General features: G+C 62.8%; 21 protein-coding genes. 5 read left to right on the forward strand and 16 right to left on the reverse strand.

The features are described from left to right. Positions 1–101: 101 nt before the first annotated feature. From ACJRW5_RS20535 to ACJRW5_RS20585, 11 genes are all read right to left on the reverse strand, one after another. Positions 102–632, reverse strand: coding sequence for a DUF2878 domain-containing protein (locus tag ACJRW5_RS20535; protein ID WP_484572337.1), 531 nt, complete (start codon positions 630–632; stop codon positions 102–104). Further along, entirely contained in the window at positions 625–1899 is a 1275-nt protein-coding gene (locus ACJRW5_RS20540; RefSeq protein WP_484572338.1) for a class I SAM-dependent methyltransferase, read from the reverse strand. Before ACJRW5_RS20540 ends, ACJRW5_RS20535 begins: the two co-directional genes overlap by 8 nt. After that, entirely contained in the window at positions 1886–2686 is an 801-nt protein-coding gene (locus ACJRW5_RS20545) for a DUF1365 domain-containing protein (protein ID WP_484572339.1), read from the reverse strand. Before ACJRW5_RS20545 ends, ACJRW5_RS20540 begins: the two co-directional genes overlap by 14 nt. Beyond that, on the reverse strand, positions 2686–3933 hold the full coding sequence (locus ACJRW5_RS20550; RefSeq protein ID WP_484572340.1) for an NAD(P)/FAD-dependent oxidoreductase: 1248 nt from the start codon (positions 3931–3933) through the stop codon (positions 2686–2688). The genes ACJRW5_RS20545 and ACJRW5_RS20550 overlap by 1 nt, the downstream gene beginning before the upstream one ends. Then, entirely contained in the window at positions 3930–4685 is a 756-nt protein-coding gene (locus tag ACJRW5_RS20555; RefSeq protein WP_484572341.1) for an SDR family NAD(P)-dependent oxidoreductase, read from the reverse strand. The genes ACJRW5_RS20550 and ACJRW5_RS20555 overlap by 4 nt, the downstream gene beginning before the upstream one ends. Beyond that, positions 4682–5104 carry a nuclear transport factor 2 family protein gene (locus tag ACJRW5_RS20560; RefSeq protein ID WP_484572342.1) on the reverse strand — a complete coding sequence of 141 codons (423 nt, stop codon included), beginning with the start codon at positions 5102–5104 and terminating at the stop codon, positions 4682–4684. Before ACJRW5_RS20560 ends, ACJRW5_RS20555 begins: the two co-directional genes overlap by 4 nt. Next, complete coding sequence (phrB, locus tag ACJRW5_RS20565) at positions 5101–6537, reverse strand: deoxyribodipyrimidine photo-lyase (protein ID WP_484572343.1); 1437 nt, start codon at positions 6535–6537, stop codon at positions 5101–5103. The genes ACJRW5_RS20560 and phrB overlap by 4 nt, the downstream gene beginning before the upstream one ends. Beyond that, a complete protein-coding gene (locus tag ACJRW5_RS20570) occupies positions 6525–7481 on the reverse strand; it encodes a MerR family transcriptional regulator (RefSeq protein ID WP_484572344.1) in 957 nt (318 codons plus the stop codon). Before ACJRW5_RS20570 ends, phrB begins: the two co-directional genes overlap by 13 nt. A gap of 4 nt (positions 7482–7485) precedes the next feature. Next, complete coding sequence (locus ACJRW5_RS20575) at positions 7486–8436, reverse strand: YbgA family protein (protein ID WP_484572345.1); 951 nt, start codon at positions 8434–8436, stop codon at positions 7486–7488. Positions 8437–8591: 155 nt separating this feature from the next. Then, on the reverse strand, positions 8592–8822 hold the full coding sequence (locus ACJRW5_RS20580) for a TIGR02450 family Trp-rich protein (protein ID WP_484572346.1): 231 nt from the start codon (positions 8820–8822) through the stop codon (positions 8592–8594). After that, on the reverse strand, positions 8819–9805 hold the full coding sequence (locus tag ACJRW5_RS20585; protein WP_484572347.1) for an NAD(P)/FAD-dependent oxidoreductase: 987 nt from the start codon (positions 9803–9805) through the stop codon (positions 8819–8821). Before ACJRW5_RS20585 ends, ACJRW5_RS20580 begins: the two co-directional genes overlap by 4 nt. Before the next feature lie 190 nt (positions 9806–9995). On the opposite strand from ACJRW5_RS20585, the gene ACJRW5_RS20590 reads away from it, so the two are divergent. From ACJRW5_RS20590 to ACJRW5_RS20605, 4 genes are all read left to right on the forward strand, one after another. Then, positions 9996–10898, forward strand: a complete 903-nt coding sequence (locus ACJRW5_RS20590; protein WP_484572348.1) for a TIGR01777 family oxidoreductase — start codon at positions 9996–9998, stop codon at positions 10896–10898. A 12-nt stretch (positions 10899–10910) separates the two neighbouring features. Further along, positions 10911–11933 (forward strand): ferrochelatase, encoded by a 1023-nt coding sequence (hemH, locus tag ACJRW5_RS20595; protein WP_484572349.1) that lies wholly within the window; start codon positions 10911–10913, stop codon positions 11931–11933. A 165-nt stretch (positions 11934–12098) separates the two neighbouring features. Continuing rightward, the gene (locus ACJRW5_RS20600; protein ID WP_484572350.1) at positions 12099–13430 is read left to right on the forward strand and encodes a spinster family MFS transporter; all 1332 of its coding nucleotides are present in this window, start codon (positions 12099–12101) and stop codon (positions 13428–13430) included. 141 nt (positions 13431–13571) lie between these two features. Beyond that, positions 13572–14321, forward strand: a complete 750-nt coding sequence (locus tag ACJRW5_RS20605) for a hypothetical protein (RefSeq protein WP_484572351.1) — start codon at positions 13572–13574, stop codon at positions 14319–14321. Between the two features lie 4 nt (positions 14322–14325). Here ACJRW5_RS20605 and ACJRW5_RS20610 read toward each other — a convergent pair whose 3' ends face one another. Next, on the reverse strand, positions 14326–15048 hold the full coding sequence (locus tag ACJRW5_RS20610; RefSeq protein WP_484572352.1) for a substrate-binding periplasmic protein: 723 nt from the start codon (positions 15046–15048) through the stop codon (positions 14326–14328). 63 nt (positions 15049–15111) lie between these two features. After that, positions 15112–15453: a zinc ribbon domain-containing protein YjdM gene (locus tag ACJRW5_RS20615; RefSeq protein ID WP_484572353.1), complete on the reverse strand. Its 342-nt coding sequence runs from the start codon at positions 15451–15453 to the stop codon at positions 15112–15114. Positions 15454–15918: 465 nt separating this feature from the next. On the opposite strand from ACJRW5_RS20615, the gene ACJRW5_RS20620 reads away from it, so the two are divergent. Further along, positions 15919–16728, forward strand: a complete 810-nt coding sequence (locus tag ACJRW5_RS20620; protein WP_484572354.1) for a gamma-glutamyl-gamma-aminobutyrate hydrolase family protein — start codon at positions 15919–15921, stop codon at positions 16726–16728. Positions 16729–16754: 26 nt separating this feature from the next. Here the strand turns inward: ACJRW5_RS20620 and ACJRW5_RS20625 are convergent, their stop codons facing one another. From ACJRW5_RS20625 to ACJRW5_RS20635, 3 genes are all read right to left on the reverse strand, one after another. Further along, positions 16755–17228, reverse strand: coding sequence for an LEA/WHy family protein (locus ACJRW5_RS20625; RefSeq protein ID WP_484572355.1), 474 nt, complete (start codon positions 17226–17228; stop codon positions 16755–16757). Positions 17229–17282: 54 nt separating this feature from the next. Continuing rightward, a complete protein-coding gene (locus tag ACJRW5_RS20630) occupies positions 17283–18128 on the reverse strand; it encodes an EamA family transporter (protein WP_484572356.1) in 846 nt (281 codons plus the stop codon). A 122-nt stretch (positions 18129–18250) separates the two neighbouring features. Further along, entirely contained in the window at positions 18251–19057 is an 807-nt protein-coding gene (locus ACJRW5_RS20635) for an outer membrane protein OmpK (protein WP_484572357.1), read from the reverse strand. Positions 19058–19104 lie beyond the last annotated feature (47 nt).

The raw sequence follows: 19104 nt of genomic DNA on the forward strand, positions 1-19104 counted from the left end.
AGCGGTCTGACGCGACCAGCTCCTGTGGGAGGGGCTTTAGCCGCGATAAAAACTCGTCGCTAAAGCGCCTCCCACATCACTGCGGATACGTGGCACGGCCGTTACAAGGTCGCGCGTTGGCTGCGCAGGCGCTGCTCGTACTGTGCGTGGTACAGCCTGGCGAAGCCGTGCAGCAGCGGCATCACGATTGCCCAGGTCAGCGCCAGAATCGCCAGGGTTGGCCAGGGGCCCAGCGGCAGGGCGACGCCGGCGATCTTCGCTCCACCGTAGTAGGACAGCGGCGCAGCCACGGCGCCGAGCAGGCTGGCGCGCCACCAGGGCCTGGCCGTCCAGGCCAGGCAATGATTGAGCGTACTGGCCAGCAACAGCCACAGCAGCGCCAGCCATAGCGGAATCAGCTGGCGTGGCTCGCCGAAGTCGAAGAGGCCAAGGTTGAGCAGGAAACTGTCCAGCGCGCTGCCGAGGAAAAACACGCTGAGCAGCAGTTTGCCTTCCGCCGCCCAACTGCTGACCCACAGCAGATGCACGGCGATGATCGCCGCCACTACCAGCAGCCACGGGCCATCGCCTGCGAATACGCAGACCAGCCAGCCGAGCTGGAACAGGAGGGCATTGGCGATCAGTTTAGGCATCGAAGTTTCCTAGCAGGGGAGCCGGACGGGCCGCCGGCTTGGCCAGCAGCAATTGTGCGGTGCCAATGGTGCGTTCGAGGAAGCCGCCTTCGCAATAGCAGAGGTAGAACTCCCACAGGCGATAGAAGTAATCGTCGTAGCCCAGTTGCTCCAGGCGCTGCCGCGCCTGGCGCAGGTTGTCATGCCACAGGCGCAGGGTACGCGCATAGTGCAGACCGAAGTCTTCCATGTGGTGCAGGTTGAGGTCGGTATGCCGGGTGACCACGTCGAGCATCTTCTGCATCGAGGGCAGGGCGCCACCGGGGAAGATGTAGCGCTGGATGAAGTCCACCGAGCTGCATGCCTGCTCATAGCGCTGATCGCGGATGGTGATGGCCTGCAGCAGCATCAGCCCCTCGGGCTTGAGCAGGCGCGCGCACTGAGCGAAGTAGGTGGGCAGGAAGCGATGACCGACGGCCTCGATCATTTCGATGGACACCAGCTTGTCGTACTGGCCCTCTAAATCGCGATAGTCCTCCAGCAACAGGGTAACGCGGTCCTCCAGGCCCAGCTCGCGGATACGCCGCTCGGTGTGGGCATACTGCTCGCGCGACAGCGTGGTGGTGGTCACCTTGCAGCCGTAACGGGTTGCTGCGTGAATCGCCATGCTACCCCAGCCGGTGCCGATTTCCAGCAGGTGGTCTGTGGGCTGCAGGGCCAGTTTCTGGCAGATGCGCTCGAGCTTGTTGAGCTGCGCCTGCTCCAGACTGTCGCTTTCGCTGAGGAACATGGCCGCCGAGTACATCATGGTCGGATCGAGAAACTGCTCGAACAGGTCATTGCCCAGGTCATAGTGCGCGGCGATATTGCGTCGCGAACCCTGCCGGGTATTGCGGTTGAGCCAGTGCAGGCCCTGGATCAGTGGCCGGCCGAGGCGCGCCAGCCCCGCCTCCATGGCGTCCAGCACATCGAGATTGGCGACGAATACCCGAATCACCGCTGTCAGGTCCGGTGTGCTCCAGTAGCCGTGGATATAGGCTTCGCCCGAGCCGATCGAGCCATTGCCGGCAACCAGACCCCAGACCGCGGCGTCGTGCACCACGATCTCCGCTCTCAAGCGCGACTGCGGGTCGCCGAAATGCAGGCTGTCGCCCGCCTCGTGAATCACCAGCAAGCCGTGGTGCAGGTTCTGCAGTTGGCGGATCACGGCGCGTCGCAACAGGCTGGCACCGAGGCCATTGCCGCTGCGAACCAGGCTTCGGGTGGCGGTCAGGCTAGAACTTTTCATGGGGCATGTCCTTCACGTGCGGGCGGGCGACGCGGAAGCTACCTTCCGCGGGGGTATGGTCGAAAATCGGCATACGCTTGAGCAGCAGGCGCAGGGCCTGCCAGTAAATGGCGGCAAGGGTCTTGCCGGTCATCCAGGGGAAACCGAGCAGGTAGCGGTGCAGGCTGGCGCGGTCGAGGGCGGTGCGCCGCAGGCTGAGGCTGGCATCGAATACCTTGGTCTCGCCCTGCCAGTCGGCCATGTGCACGCCGAGCCGTTCGCCCACCGGGCTGAAACTCATGCGGTACTGCAGTTCGCGCGGCAGAAAGGGCGAGACATGGAAGGCCTTGTCCACACTGATTCGCTGGTGGCCCTCGCCGCTGACGGCGGCTACGTAGTGATAGCGTTCGCGCCAGGGCGTATTGCTCACCTCGCAGAGAATCGCCATCAGCCGCCCTTCGCTATCGTGGCAGTAGAAGACGCTGACCGGATTGAAGGCCAGGCCCCAGCTGCGTGGTTGCGTCAGTACGCAGATGCGTCCTTCGGGGCGAGTGCCGAGCGCGTCCTCTACCCGGTTGCGCACTGCCTCGTGCAGCGGCATGCCCTGGCGGGTGTATGCCGGCAGGTAATCGGTTTCACGAAAGGCGAAGGGCGCGAAGCGGCTGGAGCCGGCCAGCTTCGAGAGGGCGAACAGTTGCGCCTGTTCATCCAGGTCGAGGTACAGCAGGCCCATGCGATAACGAAAGGCATGGGCGCGTGGGGTGAAGCGGCGATGCTGCACCCAGCCGCTGTACAGGGCACTGTGCATCAGAGCGTCTCTCCGAAGGCGCGGGCCACGCGCAGAGCGCTGACCACGCCATCTTCGTGAAAACCGTTGGCCCAGTAAGCGCCGCAGAAATAGCTGTGCTGCGCACCGAGCAGTTCTTCCCAGCGCGTCTGTGCGGCGCTGCCGGCCAGGCTGTATTGCGGGTGGGCGTACTGGAAGCGGGCGAGAATCTTGTCCGGGTCGATGGCAGCCGTCTGGTTGAGGCTGACGCAGAAGGTGGTATCGCTCTCGATGCCCTGCAGGATGTTCATGTTGTAGGTCACGGCGGCAGCCTGGTCGCTCGGTCCGCCCAGGCGATAGTTCCAGCTGGCCCAGGCCAGCTGGCGCTCGGGCAGCAGGCGCGTATCGGTATGCAGCACCACATCATTGCTGGCGTAGGGCAGGGCGCCGAGGATTTCCCGCTCTGCGTCGCTGGCTTGCTCAAGCAGGGCCAGGGCCTGGTCGCTGTGGCAGGCGAAGATCACCTTGTCGAAGCGCTCGGTGCCGGCCGCGCTGTGCAGGGTGACGCCGTCCTGATCGCGCATGACCCTGCTGACCGGGCAGTTGAGGCGGATGCGTTCGGCGAAGCTGGCCGTCAAGGGCGTGATGTAGCTGCGCGAGCCGCCTTCGATCACCTGCCAGGTCGGACGGTCGCTGACTGAAAGCAAACCGTGGTTCTTGCAGAAGCGTACGAAGAACTGCAGCGGGAAACTCAGCATGTCGGCCAGCGACATGGACCAGATGGCCGATCCCATCGGCACGATGTAATGATCGATGAAGCGCCGGCCATAGCCGTTGCGCTGCAGGTACTGACCCAGCGTGGTGTCGGCATCGATGCGTTTGCTGGCGAGATCGTCCTGCGACTGGCGATTGAAGCGCAGGATGTCACGCAGCATGCCCCAGAACGCCGGGGATAGCAGGTTGCGGCGTTGGGCGAACAGGGTATTGAGGTCGTGGCCGTTGTACTCGACGCCGCTGTGCGGATCGCTGACCGAGAAACTCATCTCGGTCGGCTTGTAGCTGACGCCGATCTGCTCCAGCAGGCGAATGAAGTTGGGATAGGTCCAGTCATTGAAGACGATGAAACCGGTGTCGATGGCGTAGCTGCGACCGTCCAGGCGAACGTCGACGGTATGGGTGTGGCCGCCGATCCAGTCGCCGGCCTCGAACACCTGAATGTCGTGCTTGCGATTGAGCAGGTAGGCACAGGTCAGTCCGGCGATACCGCTGCCGACGATGGCGATTTTCATGCGTTGTCCTCGTTGCGCGCCAGGCGGCGACCTATGGCCAGTTGCAGTCTGCTGGGCAGACTGCCAAGCAGTTTCAGTAGGGCGATGAAGGGAATAGGGAAGGCGATCTCGTGCGGGCGCTTGTCCAGGCGTGCGGCGATATGCCGGGCGGCGCGCTCGACCGGCCAGCGCATGGGCATGGGGAAGTCGTTCTTCTGCGTCAGCGGGGTATCGACGAAGCCCGGGCTGACCAGGGTGACATCGATGCCTTCGGCGGCCAGATCGATGCGCAGACTTTGCAGCAGGTAACGGATGGCAGCCTTGGACGCGCCGTAGGCTTCGGAGCGCGGTAGCGGCAGGTAGGTCACCGAGCTGCCAACACCGACCAGGTGTGGGTGGTTGCCTTTGCGCAGCAAGGGCAGGGCGGCTTCGATGCAGTAGCTGGCGGCGAACAGGTTGGTGCTGACTACCCGTTCGATCATCGCTGCCTCGAACTGGCGCACCTCGATGTACTCGCAAGTTCCGGCATTGAGAATCACGCAATCGAGCGCGCCCCACTGCTGAGCGATACGTTCACCGATGGCGCGTACTTGCTCGGCGTCGGTCAGATCACCCGGGGCCACCAGCACCTGCTCGCCATAGCGAGTCGCCAGGTCCTGCAACGGGCCGCTGCTGCGGGCGCTGACGGCCAGGTAGTGACCGGCACGCAGCAGCTCTTCAGCCAGTGCGGCGCCGATGCCGCTGCTGGCGCCGGTGAGCCAGATACGTTTCATGCAAGCCTCCGTTTCAACCAGGCGATCACGCTGCCGAACACGGGCAGGTGCTCGTAGAGCAGCGCGCCAGCGTCGAAGTAATCACGGTGCTGATAGACGCGCTCACGCCAGAGCAGATGCGAGCAGCCCTCGACTGCGATTTCTTCACCCCCGCGCAGGCGCGGATGGCGAAAGCGCATGGTCCAGCGCAGGTAGCCTTGGCCTTCGCTGACCTGATCGAAGCCGTGAAAGTCGAAATGCAGTGCCTCAACGTTGGCGTACAGCTCGGCGAAATAGCTGCGCACGGCTGTCAGCCCATGCACTTCATGCAGCGGGTCGCGAAACAGCACGTCCTCGCTGTACAGCTCGTCCAAAAGCTCGAGGTTGTCCTTGTTCAATGCGGCGAAGCGCTCGGCGAAATGCTGCAGAAAGTCGCTCATGCCGGCACCTCCCGCGCACCCAGATTCTTGAAGGCGGAGAGGGCGCGTTCGCGCGAGCGCGACAGGTCGACGATTGGCCGTGGATAGCCGTGGGGGGCGAACAACCCGCCGAGCGCCGACGGATCGTGGATGTCGCGCTTGTTCAGTTCGGCCAGTTCCGGCACCCATTGGCGAATGAACTGGCCGTCCGGGTCGAACTTCTGCGACTGGCTGATCGGGTTGAAGATGCGGAAGTAGGGGGCTGCATCGGTGCCGGTGGAGGCGCTCCATTGCCAGCCACCATTGTTCGCCGCCAGGTCTCCGTCGATCAGGTGGCGCATGAAGAAGCGCTCGCCCTCGCGCCAGTCGATCAGCAGGTTCTTGGTCAGGAACATGGCGACGATCATGCGCAGGCGGTTGTGCATCCAGCCGGTTGCCAGCAGCTGGCGCATGGCGGCGTCGATGATCGGCAGGCCGGTGCGGCCATGCTGCCAGGCGGCCAACTCTTCTGGCGCGTCACGCCACGGCAGCGCCTCGGTTTCCAGGCGGAATGCACGATGGCGCGATACGCGCGGGTAGCCGACCAGGGTGTGTTTGTAGAACTCGCGCCAGAGTAGTTCGTTGATCCAGGTAACGACGCCGGGATTGCCGCTGTCGAACTCGCCCTGGTTGGCGGCCAGTGCAGCGTGCAGGCACTGGCGCGGTGAGACCACGCCAGCCGCCAGGTAGGCTGATAATTGGCTGGTGCCAGGCGTGGCCGGGAAGTCGCGTTCCTCCTGGTAGTAGCTGACCTGATCGTCGGCGAAGTGCTGCAGGCGCTGCAGTGCGGCTTTCTCCCCGGCCGGCCAGAGCAGGCGCAGGCTGTCGCTGGGAGAGGCAAAGCCGTCGGCCTTATCGGGAATCGCATCACTGCCGATGGCCAGTGGTGCCTGCGCCTTGGGCAGTGCGATCAAGGCAGGCAGCGCGGTGTGCAGCCGTTCGTAACAGACCTTGCGAAACTGGCTGTAGACCTGAAAGTAGCCGCCGGAACGGGTCAAAACGCTGCCAGGCTTGAAGAACAGTTGGTCGAGATGGCTGTGCCAGGCGATATCCTGCTGGCGCAGATAGGCTTCGACCTGCTGATCTCGCAGCGTCTCGTTGATGCCATATTCCTCGTTGGCGTGCACGGCGAGGATGTTGTGCTGGTGACAGACCTCGGCGATCTGTTCGGGTACCTCGCTCCAGTCCGCACACTCACGCACCAGTAGCGGCACGTTGAGAGTCGCCAGTGCCTTGCTCAGTTCGGCAAGGTTGCGCAGCCAGAAGTCCACCTTGCAGGGCGCATCGTCGTGGCGCTGCCACTGGCCCGGTGTGACGAGGTACAGGGCGATAGTCGAGCCACTGCGCATGGCCTGGTTGAGGGCTGTGTTGTCTTGTACGCGCAGGTCGCTGCGAAACCACATCAGTTGTTGCATGGGGTGACCTCTTGAGCACTGAGCAGACCCTGGCGGAGCAGCCAGGCATGGGCGGCGAGCGGGTCGCTGGCCGACTCGAGCGTGCTCAGCGCATCGCGGTGGATGTGAGTGGCGGGGCCGGCGATCAGTAGCGGCACCGCGCATTGTTCAGCCAGGCGCGGCAACTGACGGCGCAGCAGAGCGCCGTCCAGCGCCTGTTCGGCATAAAGCAGCACGGCGCGCGGTTCGATTTGTTCAAGCGCCGTCAGCAGTTCATTGGCCGGCAGCGGCCAATCGAAGACTTCTACCGGGCAATCGCTGGCGCTGGCCAGCCAGGCGCACAACCACAGACCAGGCTCCATGGGCGCATCACCCAGGTTGATCAACAGCAGAGGAGCGCCGCCGAGCTGGCGATTGCTGTGGTAGATGCGGGTGGCCAGTTTGCTGCGTAGCCAGGAGAGGAAGAACACCTGCTCGGCGCGCGCGCCGAACTGGCCTTGCCAGCGCTGGCGCAAATCACCGAGCAGCGGCCAGAGCATTTGCTCCGCCAAGGTACTGGCGGGGTAAAGGGCCAGGGCCGCATTGAAGCGATCATCCAGGCGCCGCTCGTTGAGCTCGATGATGCAGCCCAGCAATTCGTTGCGCTGCCGCGACCAGTTATCGGTGCTGAGTGCCTGAGGTGTCTGGCCGTGATCCAGCAGTGCCTTGACCTGCCCGACTGCCACGCCGCGGGACAGCCAGGCGAGAATCGCGTGGATGCGCTCCACGTTGGCGGGGGAGTAGAGACGATGCCCCTTGGGCGTGCGGTACGGCACGATCAGACCGTAGCGACGTTCCCAGGCGCGCAGGGTCACGGCGTTGATACCGGTGCTCCGCGCGACCTCGCGAATCGGCAGATAACCCTCGTCGAGCGCCTGGCGGTAATCCGTGCCGGTTTCTTCGCCGGCGATGCTTTCGCTGATCATGACATTACAGCGCATTGCGCAGGCTGAGTGGCTCGGGGTGCGGTTGCAGGTAGGCCTGCTCCGCGATGTAGCGGTCCGGGTGGCGGCGGAAGTGATGCTTGAGCAGGGTCAGCGGTACCACCAATGGCACGATGCCTTCGCGGTACTGGCCGATCAGTTGTTGCATCTCCTGCTTTTCATCAGCGCTCAGTGCGCGTTTCAGGTAGCCGCTCAAATGCTGCAGAACGTTGCTGTGGGTGCCGCGTGTGGCGCACTTCTTCAAGGCACTCATCAGCTCGCTGAAATAGTGCGGCGCCAGTTCGGCCAGGTTGTGCTGGCTGAGGTTGCCGAGCAGGCGCCCCAGTGACTTGTAGCGCGCCGGGTCGGTGGCCATCAGCAGGTACTTGTAACGCGAGTGGAAGGCGATCAAAGCGCGGCGGGTCAGCCCCTGCTGCAGCAGGCGTTGCCATTCGGCGTGGGCGTAAACGCGGGTGATGAAGTTCTCGCGCAGCACCGGGTCGTTCAGGCGGCCATCTTCTTCCACCGGGAGATCCGGGTGACGGGCGCAGAAGGTGGCGGCGAAGATACCGCGTCCCGGTTCGCTGGGGCGTCCGCCTTCCTGGTAGACCTTGACCCGCTCCAGCCCGCACGACGGCGACTGCTGCATGAAGATGTAGCCACTGATGCCTTGCAGTTCGTGAGCCATGCGCTCGGCGTAGGCACTCAGGGCATCGGTCACGTCACGCGAACGGTCGACGGTACCGACTGCGCGTGGGGCCAGTGGGTCGCCGACCAGGCGAATCGGCTCGCGGGGAATCGACATGCCAATGCCGACCTCGGGGCAGACGGGGATGAAGTCGAAATGCTCGCTCAGGCTGCGACTGCACAGGCGTGACAACTTGTGCCCGCCGTTGTAGCGCACCTCGGCGCCCAGCAGGCAGGCGCTGATGCCCAGTTTGGCTTTGCTCGCTTGCATGACCTGACCTCCAAGATCTTGTACATAAACTTATCTATGTACAATTTATGTATATCTTAGAAGTGCCGTTATACAAGTCAATCTGTTTGTATAACTTTGGTACTGTTTTGCGCGACGATGAATGCGCTCGCCCAGAACGGGCGAGCGGGGGACGCTTAGCGCCAGCCTTGCAGCCAGCGCTCGGTGTCTTGCAGTTGCCGCCAGTCGAGTTGCTGGCTGCGACGGGTGAGTACGGCCTGCAGCTCAACGCCGAGGATGTTGTCTTCTTCATCCCGCAGCAGTTCGGTGACCAGGAAATGACGTTCGCGGTTGCGCGGCTGCGCTGCCGTCCATTTCGATAGAAGCAGCTTGCGCGGATTGAGCCTGCGTGTGCCAGGCAGACTCATTGCAGGTGCTCGAGCAGGCGCCGGGCAACGTCCTGGCCACTGAGCCAAGCACCCTCCACCCGTCCCGACAGGCACCAGTCGCCACAGGCGTAGAGACCCAGGTCGGCATCGGCCAGTGCGCCCCATTGGTGCGCTTGCGCCGGGCGGGCATACAGCCAGCGGTGTGCCATGGTGAAGCTCGGTGGCGGCACGGCACAGCCGATGAGTTCGGCAAAGGCGCCGTGCAACTGCTCGATGACTGCTTCCTTGGATAGATCCAGGTGCTGTTTGCTCCAGGCACTGCTGGCGTGCAGCACCCAGGTGTCGAGACGATCATCGCGCCCGGGTTTGCTGCGGTTGCGCGCCAGCCAGTCGAGCGGGCTGTCCTGCACGAAGCACCCTTCGACATGCGTGGCCAATGGATGCTCGAAGCCCAATGCCACTGCCCAGGTCGGTTCCATGATCACGCTTGCAGCGGCACCGGCCAGCTTCGGCGCGGCGGCCAGCAGGGCGCTGGCCTGCGGGGCAGGCGTGGCGATGATTACGTGGCTGTAGGGACCGTGGCTGTTGCCGTCGGCATCCTGCAGGCTCCAATGACGGTCACCACGGAAGACTTCAGTGATGCGGCAGCTGAAATGCACCGGCAGTGCGCCGAGCAAGGCACGGGTGATCGCACTCATGCGCGGGGTGCCGACCCAACGCAGCTGCTCGTCCGGCGAGGCACTGAGCTGGCCGTCCTGAGCGTTGTAGAGACCTGGCGTCCATTCCGCGACCCAGCCACGGGCTTGCCATTGCTGGACGACCTCGACGAAGCGGCGATCACGGGCGGTGAAGTACTGCGCGCCCAAGTCCAGGCTGCCAGCGTCGCTGCGCTTGCTGGCCATGCGTCCGCCGCTGCCGCGGCTCTTGTCGAAGAGTTCAATCTCCAGCCCTGCGGCATGCAGGGCCTGGGCCGCGGAGAGCCCCGCGATGCCGGTGCCAATGATGGCGATGGGTGCGTTCATGGTTACCTCGTCAGCGCTGAATGCTTTACAGGCTACGGTTTGGACAAAAGCTATACAAGAATGTTTTCATGTATAGCTGTGCCGAACGTGGTACTCCTTTCCTTAAGGTTTAGGACAAACGCAGCACGTCTGCGCGGCATAAACCAGACTAAAGGTGAAGTTTCTTCCATTGCCATGCGAGGACGATGCCATGCATATCCTGCTGACCGGCGGTACCGGACTGATTGGTCGCGCGCTTTGCGCGCACTGGGCCGAGCAGGGCCACCGCCTGACTGTCTGGAGTCTCCGACCGAGTCAGGTCGCGGCGCTTTGTGGTGAGGATGTGCGCGGCATCGCCAAGCTCGAAGAGTTGGGTGAAGAACCTCTGGATGCCGTGATCAATCTCGCCGGTGCACCGATTGCCGACAAGCCCTGGAGTAGCAAGCGCAAGGCGCTGTTATGGGCCAGTCGTATCGGGCTCACCGAACAGCTGCTGGCTTGGCTGCAAGGCCGCCAGCAGCGCCCGGCCGTTTTGCTTTCGGGCTCGGCAGTCGGCTGGTACGGCAACGGCGGTGAGCGTGAGCTGGATGAGCAGGCCCAGCCGGTCACCGATGACTTTGCCGCGCAATTGTGCGGTGCCTGGGAAGAGACCGCGCTGCGTGCCGAGGAACTGGGCATGCGCGTGGTGCTGATACGCACCGGTCTGGTGCTGAGCGACGAAGGCGGCATGCTCAAACGTTTGCATCTGCCCTTCCGTCTGGGCCTGGGAGGCAGGCTCGGCGACGGCCGGCAGTGGATGCCCTGGATCCATATTGCCGATCAAATCGCGCTGATGGATTTTCTCTTGCAGCAAGTTGATGCTCGCGGTCCTTATAATGCCTGCGCGCCGCTGCCGGCGCGCAACGCCGAGTTCACCAAGGCGCTGGGCCAGGCATTGAGCCGTCCGACCATGCTCCCCGTGCCGGCTTTCATTTTGCGCGCAGCGTTGGGCGAGATGTCCGAGTTGCTGCTGGGCGGCCAGCGTGCCGTACCGGCGCGCCTACTCGAGGCGGGTTTCAGTTTTCGTTTCACCCATCTGGATGTGGCTCTGGTCGACCTGATGAGCCATCAATGACTAGGATTTCGCATGACCGATCACGCATTGTTGCTGGTTAACCTGGGTTCGCCCGCGTCTACCGAAGTAGCCGATGTCCGCCGTTACCTGAATCAGTTCCTGATGGATCCCTATGTGATCGATCTGCCCTGGCCGCTACGGCGCCTGCTGGTGTCGTTGATTCTGATCAAGCGTCCGGCCGCTTCGGCGCATGCCTATGCATCGATCTGGTGGGAGGACGGTTCGCCGTTGGTGGTGCTCAGCCGTCGCCTGCAGGAGGTGATGAAGGCGCACTGGAAGCATGGGCCGGTGGAGCTGGCCATGCGCTACGGCGAGCCTTCCATCGAGTCGACTCTGCAGCGTCTGGCTGCCCAGGGTGTGCGTCAGATCACTCTGGCGCCGCTGTATCCGCAGTTCGCCGACAGCACCACCACCACGGTGATCGAGGAGGTCAAGCGGGTGATACGTGAGCACGGTCTCGACCTGCGTCTGTCGACACTGCCGCCGTTTTACGATCAGCCGGAATACCTTGACGCCCTGGTGGCCAGTGCCAGGCCCTACCTGGAGCAGGACTTCGATCACCTGTTGCTGAGCTTTCATGGTCTGCCCGAGCGCCACCTGCACAAGCTCGATCCCAGTGGTCATTGCCTGAAAGGCGACGACTGCTGCCGCAGTGCTTCGCCCGAGGTGCTCGCCAACTGCTATCGCGCGCAATGCCTGCGCAGCGCCGAGCTGTTCGCCGAGCGCATGGGTCTGCGCCCGGAGCAGTGGTCGGTGAGCTTCCAGTCGCGCCTGGGGCGCGCCAAGTGGATCGAGCCCTATACCGAGACCCGTCTCGACGAACTGGCAGCGCAAGGGGTGAAGAAGCTGCTGGTGATGTGTCCGGCCTTCGTCGCTGACTGTATCGAGACGCTGGAAGAAATCGGCGACCGCGGCCGCGAGCAGTTCGTCGAAGCTGGCGGCGAGAGCCTGCAACTGGTGCCCTGCCTGAATGACCACCCGCAATGGGCGGCAGCTCTGAATGTCCTGTGCGAACGGGCTCCGCAGTCCTTGTAAGCCGGCATCACTGATCGCCGAGGTGAGCCATTCGCCTCGGCGGGTATGAAGCATTCGCCGATCTGATAACACCTTCGAGCGATACTCAGCGCTGTTTATATCGTCCTAATCTGACGCTACTTTCAACCGCCGCGCACCGCGTCAGTGGTGCCGAGGAGAGCGTCCGTGCATAACAACAATAACGGCTATCCCTCCAGTGCCCGAGCCTGGGTCACTGTCGCCATTCTGATGGTGGCCTACGTGCTGTCCTTCGTCGATCGGCAGATTCTCAACCTGCTGGTCGAGCCCATCCGCCGTGACCTGGTGATCAACGACACGCAGATGAGCCTGCTGATGGGGTTGTCCTTTGCCCTGTTCTATACCGTGTGTGGCATTCCACTTGGGCGTGTGGCCGACACCCGCAGCCGGCGCGGGCTGATCGCTGTTGGCGTGCTGTTCTGGAGCGCCGCCACCGCGGCCTGTGGCATGGCCAAGATGTATTGGCAGTTCCTGTTGTGCCGCATCGGTGTGGGTGTGGGGGAGGCGGCCCTGTCGCCGGCGGCCTATTCGCTGATAGCTGACAGCTTTCCGGCCGAACGTCGCGCCACGGCGATCAGTGTCTACTCCATGGGCGTTTACCTCGGCTCGGGGCTGGCCTTTCTGGTTGGCGGCCTGGTCATTCAGTTCGCCTCGGCGCAAGGCGACGTTGTCCTGCCGGTGCTGGGTGAAGTGCGCCCCTGGCAACTGATCTTTCTCATCCTGGGCGCCGCTGGCGTGACCTTTACCCTGTTGATGCTGGCGATCAAGGAGCCTGCACGGCGTGGTGCCGGTGCCGGAGTGGCGGTACCGCTGAGCGAGGTCGGGCGCTACATTCGCGCCAACCGCCGTACCGTGTTGCTGCATAACTTCGGATTCGCCGGGCTGGCCTTCGCCGGATACGGCAGTGCTGCCTGGGTGCCGACGTTCTATATCCGTACCTATGGCTGGGATGCCGGCCAGGTTGGCATCGTCTACGGCAGCATCGTTGCGGTGTTCGGTTGCCTGGGGATCGTTTTCGGTGGGCGTCTCGCGGACTGGATGGCCAAGCGCGGGCGCAGTGACGCGAACATGCGCGTCGGCCTCTACGCTGCGTTGGGTGCGTTGCCGATGGTGGTGCTGTTCCCGCTGATGGACAGTGCCTTCTGGGCCAGCGTGCTGATGGCGCCCACGGTGTTTTGTCTGAGCATGCCTTTTGGCGTGGCGCCGGCGGCCATTCAGGAAATCATGCCCAACTCGATGCGTGGCCAGGCTTCGGCTATCTACCTGTTTGTCATTACCCTGGTTGGCCTGGGCATCGGCCCGACCGCTGTGGCGCTGGTGACTGACTTCGTCTTTGCCGACGATGCGGCGCTGCGCTATTCGTTGCTGATCGTCACGACGCTGGCGGTACTGAGCTCGATCACCTTGCTGGCCAAGAGCCTCAAACCTTATCGCGAGAGCGTGGTAAGGCTGGAGCAGTGGGCCGTCAATCCAGCTTGAACCCGCGTTTTTTCGGCGTGCCGAGTATTGATCGGCACGCTTTATGCGCTACGGCACAGGTCTTGCGGAATTTTTGCGCTTTACTGATGTTCTGAGTGATGCTCGCGCCGTACCGGCGCCGGCCAGCCAGGGAAGCTCAGGATGGGGTCAAGGCCAACGAACAGTTCAGCCCAGTGGCAACGGTTGTTTCTGCCGTTGCTGGCTTTGCTATTGCTGTTGGGTGGTTGCAGCGGTCGTCTGGACAACGATTCCATCGTCAACAAGCGCAACCCGCTGAAGCCGGCCGAACTGTTACAAAGCGATGTGGACCGCATGGCGACCCTGGCCATGCGTAACAACCTCAACAGCTTGTATCGCTTGATGAACAAGCTGTATCTGCGCAATCCGCGAGAGTGGCGCAAGAGCAACTTTCCTGACGCTGCGGCTGCCGAACGCGCGATCCAGCAGGCCATCGAGTACAACCAGGATTGGCCGACGTTGGGTGGGCGTCGCGATGTCGCCGCGCTGGACTATTCGCTCAGCGCCTCATTTCGTGGGGATCGGGTGGCGGCCTTCACCTATGCCATCGGCAGCATGCTGGTCACCGCTCATGGCGGGCGTACCGAGTTCTACCTGACCGACAGCTTCAACGCGCAGTTCATCTACAACGCCGCGCGCAATCTGGAAAAGGCTGCCTGGATGCTGTCTCAACGGCGGGATGCGGCCGGGCGGCCACTGTTGCTGTCCAACGAGATTTCCGAGCATGGCAGCAACCTGAGCTATGCCGTCGAGTTCGGCAAGATGGTCGCGCGTCTCGATCTGTTGACCCATGTGCTGGAGGAGCGCTACCGGCGTATGGGAGCCAACTATGCGCAGAGTCTGTTTCTGCTGAACTTCCTGCCGGTGCAGTAGCCTTTCACTGATTCCAGCGTCGCTGGATCTGGTCCAGAGTGCCGGCCTGGCGCAGGCGTACCAGTGCCTCGGAAAACTGCCGCGCGCGCTCGATATCACCCTTGGCAAAAGCCACGAAGCGGGGCATCTCGATCAGCGGGCGCGGCAGTATGCGCACCTGTTCCAGCGCCCGCTGTTCACGCACGAAATAGAGTAGTTGCGTATGGTCGCCGACGATGATGTCGATGCGGCCGGCCAGTAGCATCGATACCAGCTGGCGCGGGTTCTGTGCGCTGGTATCACGCGACAGTGCGGCACTGTCGAAGGCTTCTTCGTAGGCGTAACCGCGAACTTGTCCGATCACGTATGGCGACAGGTCATCCAGTGTTTTCCAGTCGCTGATCGCGGTCTTGGCGGTGGTCATGAAGACGGTGGAGCCACTGCGTAAGGGGCCGACCAGTTCATACTGTTGCTGGCGTTGCGCAGTGCCGGCGAACTGGAAGGCCATCTGTACCTCGCCGCGATCCAGCATGCGCTTGACGCGCTCCCAGGGGTAAAGGCGAATTTCGTACGGTACTTGCGCTTCGTGCAGCACCGCATCGACCAACTCGACATCGAGCCCACGCGGCGTTTCATCCTCGGCAGTGACGAAGCTGTAGGGTGCGAACTGTTCGTCACCGACCACCCGCCAGGGCTGTGCAGCCGCAGATGTGGCCAGCAGCATCAGAGTAAGGAGTAAAACGCGCATGGTGGGTGTCCTCATGGCCGGCCTGTATTCAGGCTAGCCAATTTCTGCGAGGAGAGCGGCGAATCAGACCTTGCGCACGAACTCCGACTTGAGCTTCATTGCGCCGATGCCGTCGATCTTGCAGTCGATGTCGTGGTCGCCATCGACCAGACGGATGTTCTTCACCTTGGTGCCGACCTTGACCACCAGCGACGAGCCCTTGACCTTGAGGTCCTTGATCACGGTGACGCTGTCGCCATCCTGCAGCAGGTTACCGACCGAGTCCTTGATCACGCGCGCATCGTCGCCGCTCTCGGCACTCTCGCCTGCCTTCCACTCGTGGGCGCATTCGGGGCAGACCAGTTGATCGCCATCTTCATAGGTGTATTCGGAGTTGCACTTGGGGCAGGGTGGCAAGGCGGTCAAGGGAGGTCCTCGGTGAGTGTTAATAAACCGCAGATTATATAGGGTTTTATGAGTGGGCGCCGCTCCAGGGAGCATAGGTTGGAGAGTCCTGGTGTTTAAAATATTGGACTTTGTGTCGGTTGGTTATTCCTCTTCGTGCGCCTGATTTCGCTTGTGACGGGCGATTAACGTAGATTGGCAAGCGCTCCGGCAAATAATCATGCGCGCTTTTGTTTGACATATTTTACGGCTCGGGCAGACTGGCTGCAGATTCCGCTGCCGAACCGGGTAACGGGTAGTTGTGTCATCGCCCCGCTCAGGCGCGAGTGGACCCGGTTCGAGCCGCCGTCGGATGGCGGCACTCAGGCTCAGGATGAGACTGGGTGCACGGGGTTAGCCAAACAGGCCATGGGTACGACAGCGGAGACCTTTCGCTGGTATCGGTCTGCACAGCAACGACAGGCCCGGCCTGTCTCAAGGTGACGTATGTCCGACAACAAGATTCGCAACACTCTTTGCAAGAACAATCCCCGCAAGCCCGTCGTGTTGATGTCCATGGGCACTCAAGCGCGCAAGGGCCACGACTATCAAGTCATGACTCACAAGTACATTCAGCCACTGGTCGACTTTGCCGGTTGTGTGCCGGTGTTGGTGCCGACCTGCTGCGGTACCGATGATCTCGAGCAGTATCTGGACATGGCCGACGGCGTGTATCTGACCGGCGCCGGCAGCAACATCGATCCGGCGTTGTACGGCCAGGAAAACGAGACGCCGAACAAGACCCAGGACCGTGACCGCGACCTGTTCGACCTGCCGCTGATTCATGCCGCCATCGCCCGTGGCCTGCCGATCTTCGCCATCTGCCGTGGCATGCAGGAAATCAACGTCGCGCTGGGCGGCGATATCTACCAGAAGGTTTATGCCGAGCCTGGTTTCAACGATCACCGGGAGAATCCCGATGATCCGGTCGACGTGCAGTATGCACCGAGCCATGGCGTGCGCCCGGTCGCGGGCAGCTGGTTCGCCGAGCTGATGGGCAAGGACGAGATTCAGGTCAACTCCCTGCACGGCCAGGCCATTCGCAATCTGGGCAAGGGCGTCGAGGTGCTGGCGACTGCCGAGGATGGCCTGATCGAAGCGATCCACGCGCCCAGTCTGTCGCCGTTCCTGTTTGCGGTGCAGTGGCATCCGGAGTGGCAGGCCGCGCAGAACCCCGATTCGGTGAAGATCTTCCAGGCCTTCGGTGAAGCCTGTCAGCGCCGAGTCGCCGCAGGCAATGGTCGTCAGGCCGCCTGAGCCAACTGCTGCCGCCAGCTCCTGTCTCAATAGGGGCTTGGCGGCTGCGGCCAGTTCAAGGTCCCGCTGTCACTGAAGCGGCGGGTACCGAACAGGCCGTCGGCCAGTTTGCCTCGTAGCCTGTAGGGTACCTCCTGGCCGGGTTGATAGCCGGCAGCGCCCCAGGCCTGGCGCATCACCGAAAAGGCCGAAATACTCACCGGCACGCTCAGTACTGTCTCACCGAAGCGCGCTACGCTGCCGCTCTGGTCGCTGACGCCACTGGCCAGCGGCTGGCCGTTGACATCCAGATCCAGTGCCATGCCATTGAAGTTCACCGCGCTGTCGTTGGGATTCTGCACGCGTAGCTTGACTGCAAAGCGCACCTCCAGGCCCTGACCAGGCAAGGGTTCCAGGCCGACCAGGTCGACACGTAGCGGATCACGATTGCTTAGGCTGGCACAGGCGCTGAGGCCCGCCGCGAGCAAGGCGATAAGGCAAAGGCGAAGTATGTGAGGCATGGCGGTCTTCCCTGGACGTTATGGGCTCAGGATAGAAGACCGCCGTGCGCGGCATTAGCTCCCGGCGCGTTGCCGGCTACCGAGTACCAGGGCGATACCGCCGAGCACGGCAAGGGCGCTAATCAGCAGGCGTAATGACAGCGCCTCACCCAGCAACAGGCTACCGCCGAGCGCGGCGAGAATCGGCACGCTGAGTTGTACGGTTGCGGCCTGGCTGGCGTGCAGGCCGGGCAATGCGCTGTACCAGATGGCGTAGCCGACGCCGGAGGTCAGTGCACCAGACAGCACCGCGTAGAACAGCCCTGGTCCATCCCATTGCAAGTGCGGCAGCAATACCAGTGCCAGCAGCAAGGCCAGGGGCGCGGCACGCAGGAAGTTACCGGCGGTTACGGCCAGCGGGTTGCCTTGCCCGCGCCCCAGTAACGAGTAGGCGCCCCAGGCGATGCCGGCGAGCAGCATCAGTAATGCTGCCGGCAGTGATGGTGCGCTGGCGCCGGGTAGCAACAAGGCAAACAGGCCGAGCATGGCCAGACCCGTGCCGGTGCTGGCGAGCAGACCGAGGCGTTCGCCGCGCAGCAACCCCCAGAGCAGCATGCTCAATTGCACCGCACCGAACAGCAACAGGGCGCCGACACCGGTATCCAGCTGCAGGTAGGCGAAGGAGAAGGCGGCTGCATAGGTGAACAGGGCTATTGCGCCAGCCCAACTGCCGGCCATGGCTTGCCCGTTCTGGCGCAGGCGCAACAGCAGCCAGAGGGCCAGGGCGCCGGAGAGCAGGCGAATGGCGGTGAAGCTTGCCGCATCGATGTCGGTTTCCCGCAGCGCAAGGCGGCAGAGGAGCGAGTTGCCAGCGAACGCCAGCATGGCGAGGGTGGTGAGCAGCAGGGTACGCGGTGACATCGGCCATCCTTGGTTGAAGGTCTGGTGATGCCAGCTAGCTAAGCACGCTGAGCTAGCGGAGGGCATTGGCAGAAGGTCGCAAATCCCTGCGACCTTGGCCAGGCCCATCTTCGTGCGCTTCCTTAGAAGTGCACCTTGACCAGCAGGCTGGCGGTGTTCTGATCGGTCGAGCCCACGAAGTTCTCGCTGACGAACCCGCCGTCCTTGATGCCGTACTTGTTCTTCCAGTAGTCGTATTCGATACCGACGTAGAGCTGCTTCTCGCCCCACTTCAGCGCCTTGCCCAGGTCGTACTTGATTTGTGGGTTGAAGTGCAGGTTGGCGTGGTAGTCGCCGCGACGGTTCTCATCGTTGTCCACCACCCAGTCCATGAAACCATCGATGAGAATGTCCGACTCGCCCACCGGGATGGTGTAGCTCCACACTGGAGTGATCTGCCAGACATTGCTGCCCGCGCGATTGCCATCGGGGGTGCGCAGGTAGGTATTGAGCTGGAAGTAGTCGAAGCCAGGGATATCCAGGTCGACGGCCGGGCCGATCAGGTAGGCATCGACATCATCTTCACCGAACTCGTAGGTAGCGGAGATCAGCACGTCCTTGATCGGGCCGAAGGAGAGGTCCGCGCCGCTGATCTTACCCAGGGAAAGGCGCGGGCTGATCTCGCCGTAGAAGGTGTGGCCATCGCCGGCACCGTTAGTGGCATCGGTGTTGTACTTGATCACGTCAAGGAACACGAACAGATCGCCGAAGCTCCAGCCGCTGGCGTGCTCGAAGGTAACGGTCTGCTGGATTTCCGGGTCGATCTTGAAATCCTGTCCGTAGAGGTAGGTCAGGCTGTTGTTCTGCCACTGCAGCAGATCGCCGGCGATGGCCTGGCTTCCAGCCAGCATGCTGCCGGCGACGAGCAGCGAAGAGAGGGGGCGATTCATGAGGGCCAAGCTCCTGGTGGTTAAGGCATGTCGTTATGGTTTTAAAC

This window comes from Pseudomonas pichavaramensis, assembly GCF_050473265.1.
GTDB lineage: Bacteria > Pseudomonadota > Gammaproteobacteria > Pseudomonadales > Pseudomonadaceae > Aquipseudomonas.

Bases quoted from the DNA above. Each gene is read 5' to 3' on its own strand.
- ACJRW5_RS20575 (WP_484572345.1), bottom strand. From the start codon at position 8,436: ATGCAAGCGAGCAAAGCCAAACTGGGCATCAGCGCCTGCCTGCTGGGC.
- ACJRW5_RS20625 (WP_484572355.1), bottom strand. From the start codon at position 17,228: ATGCCTCACATACTTCGCCTTTGCCTTATCGCCTTGCTCGCGGCGGGC.
- ACJRW5_RS20630 (WP_484572356.1), bottom strand. From the start codon at position 18,128: ATGTCACCGCGTACCCTGCTGCTCACCACCCTCGCCATGCTGGCGTTC.
- ACJRW5_RS20550 (WP_484572340.1), bottom strand. From the start codon at position 3,933: ATGAAAATCGCCATCGTCGGCAGCGGTATCGCCGGACTGACCTGTGCC.
- ACJRW5_RS20545 (WP_484572339.1), bottom strand. From the start codon at position 2,686: ATGCACAGTGCCCTGTACAGCGGCTGGGTGCAGCATCGCCGCTTCACC.
- ACJRW5_RS20605 (WP_484572351.1), top strand. From the start codon at position 13,572: ATGGGGTCAAGGCCAACGAACAGTTCAGCCCAGTGGCAACGGTTGTTT.
- ACJRW5_RS20635 (WP_484572357.1), bottom strand. From the start codon at position 19,057: ATGAATCGCCCCCTCTCTTCGCTGCTCGTCGCCGGCAGCATGCTGGCT.
- ACJRW5_RS20620 (WP_484572354.1), top strand. From the start codon at position 15,919: ATGTCCGACAACAAGATTCGCAACACTCTTTGCAAGAACAATCCCCGC.
- ACJRW5_RS20560 (WP_484572342.1), bottom strand. From the start codon at position 5,104: ATGAGCGACTTTCTGCAGCATTTCGCCGAGCGCTTCGCCGCATTGAAC.
- ACJRW5_RS20580 (WP_484572346.1), bottom strand. From the start codon at position 8,822: ATGAGTCTGCCTGGCACACGCAGGCTCAATCCGCGCAAGCTGCTTCTA.
- ACJRW5_RS20555 (WP_484572341.1), bottom strand. From the start codon at position 4,685: ATGAAACGTATCTGGCTCACCGGCGCCAGCAGCGGCATCGGCGCCGCA.
- ACJRW5_RS20585 (WP_484572347.1), bottom strand. From the start codon at position 9,805: ATGAACGCACCCATCGCCATCATTGGCACCGGCATCGCGGGGCTCTCC.
- ACJRW5_RS20535 (WP_484572337.1), bottom strand. From the start codon at position 632: ATGCCTAAACTGATCGCCAATGCCCTCCTGTTCCAGCTCGGCTGGCTG.
- ACJRW5_RS20570 (WP_484572344.1), bottom strand. From the start codon at position 7,481: ATGATCAGCGAAAGCATCGCCGGCGAAGAAACCGGCACGGATTACCGC.
- phrB (WP_484572343.1), bottom strand. From the start codon at position 6,537: ATGCAACAACTGATGTGGTTTCGCAGCGACCTGCGCGTACAAGACAAC.
- ACJRW5_RS20610 (WP_484572352.1), bottom strand. From the start codon at position 15,048: ATGCGCGTTTTACTCCTTACTCTGATGCTGCTGGCCACATCTGCGGCT.
- hemH (WP_484572349.1), top strand. From the start codon at position 10,911: ATGACCGATCACGCATTGTTGCTGGTTAACCTGGGTTCGCCCGCGTCT.
- ACJRW5_RS20590 (WP_484572348.1), top strand. From the start codon at position 9,996: ATGCATATCCTGCTGACCGGCGGTACCGGACTGATTGGTCGCGCGCTT.
- ACJRW5_RS20540 (WP_484572338.1), bottom strand. From the start codon at position 1,899: ATGAAAAGTTCTAGCCTGACCGCCACCCGAAGCCTGGTTCGCAGCGGC.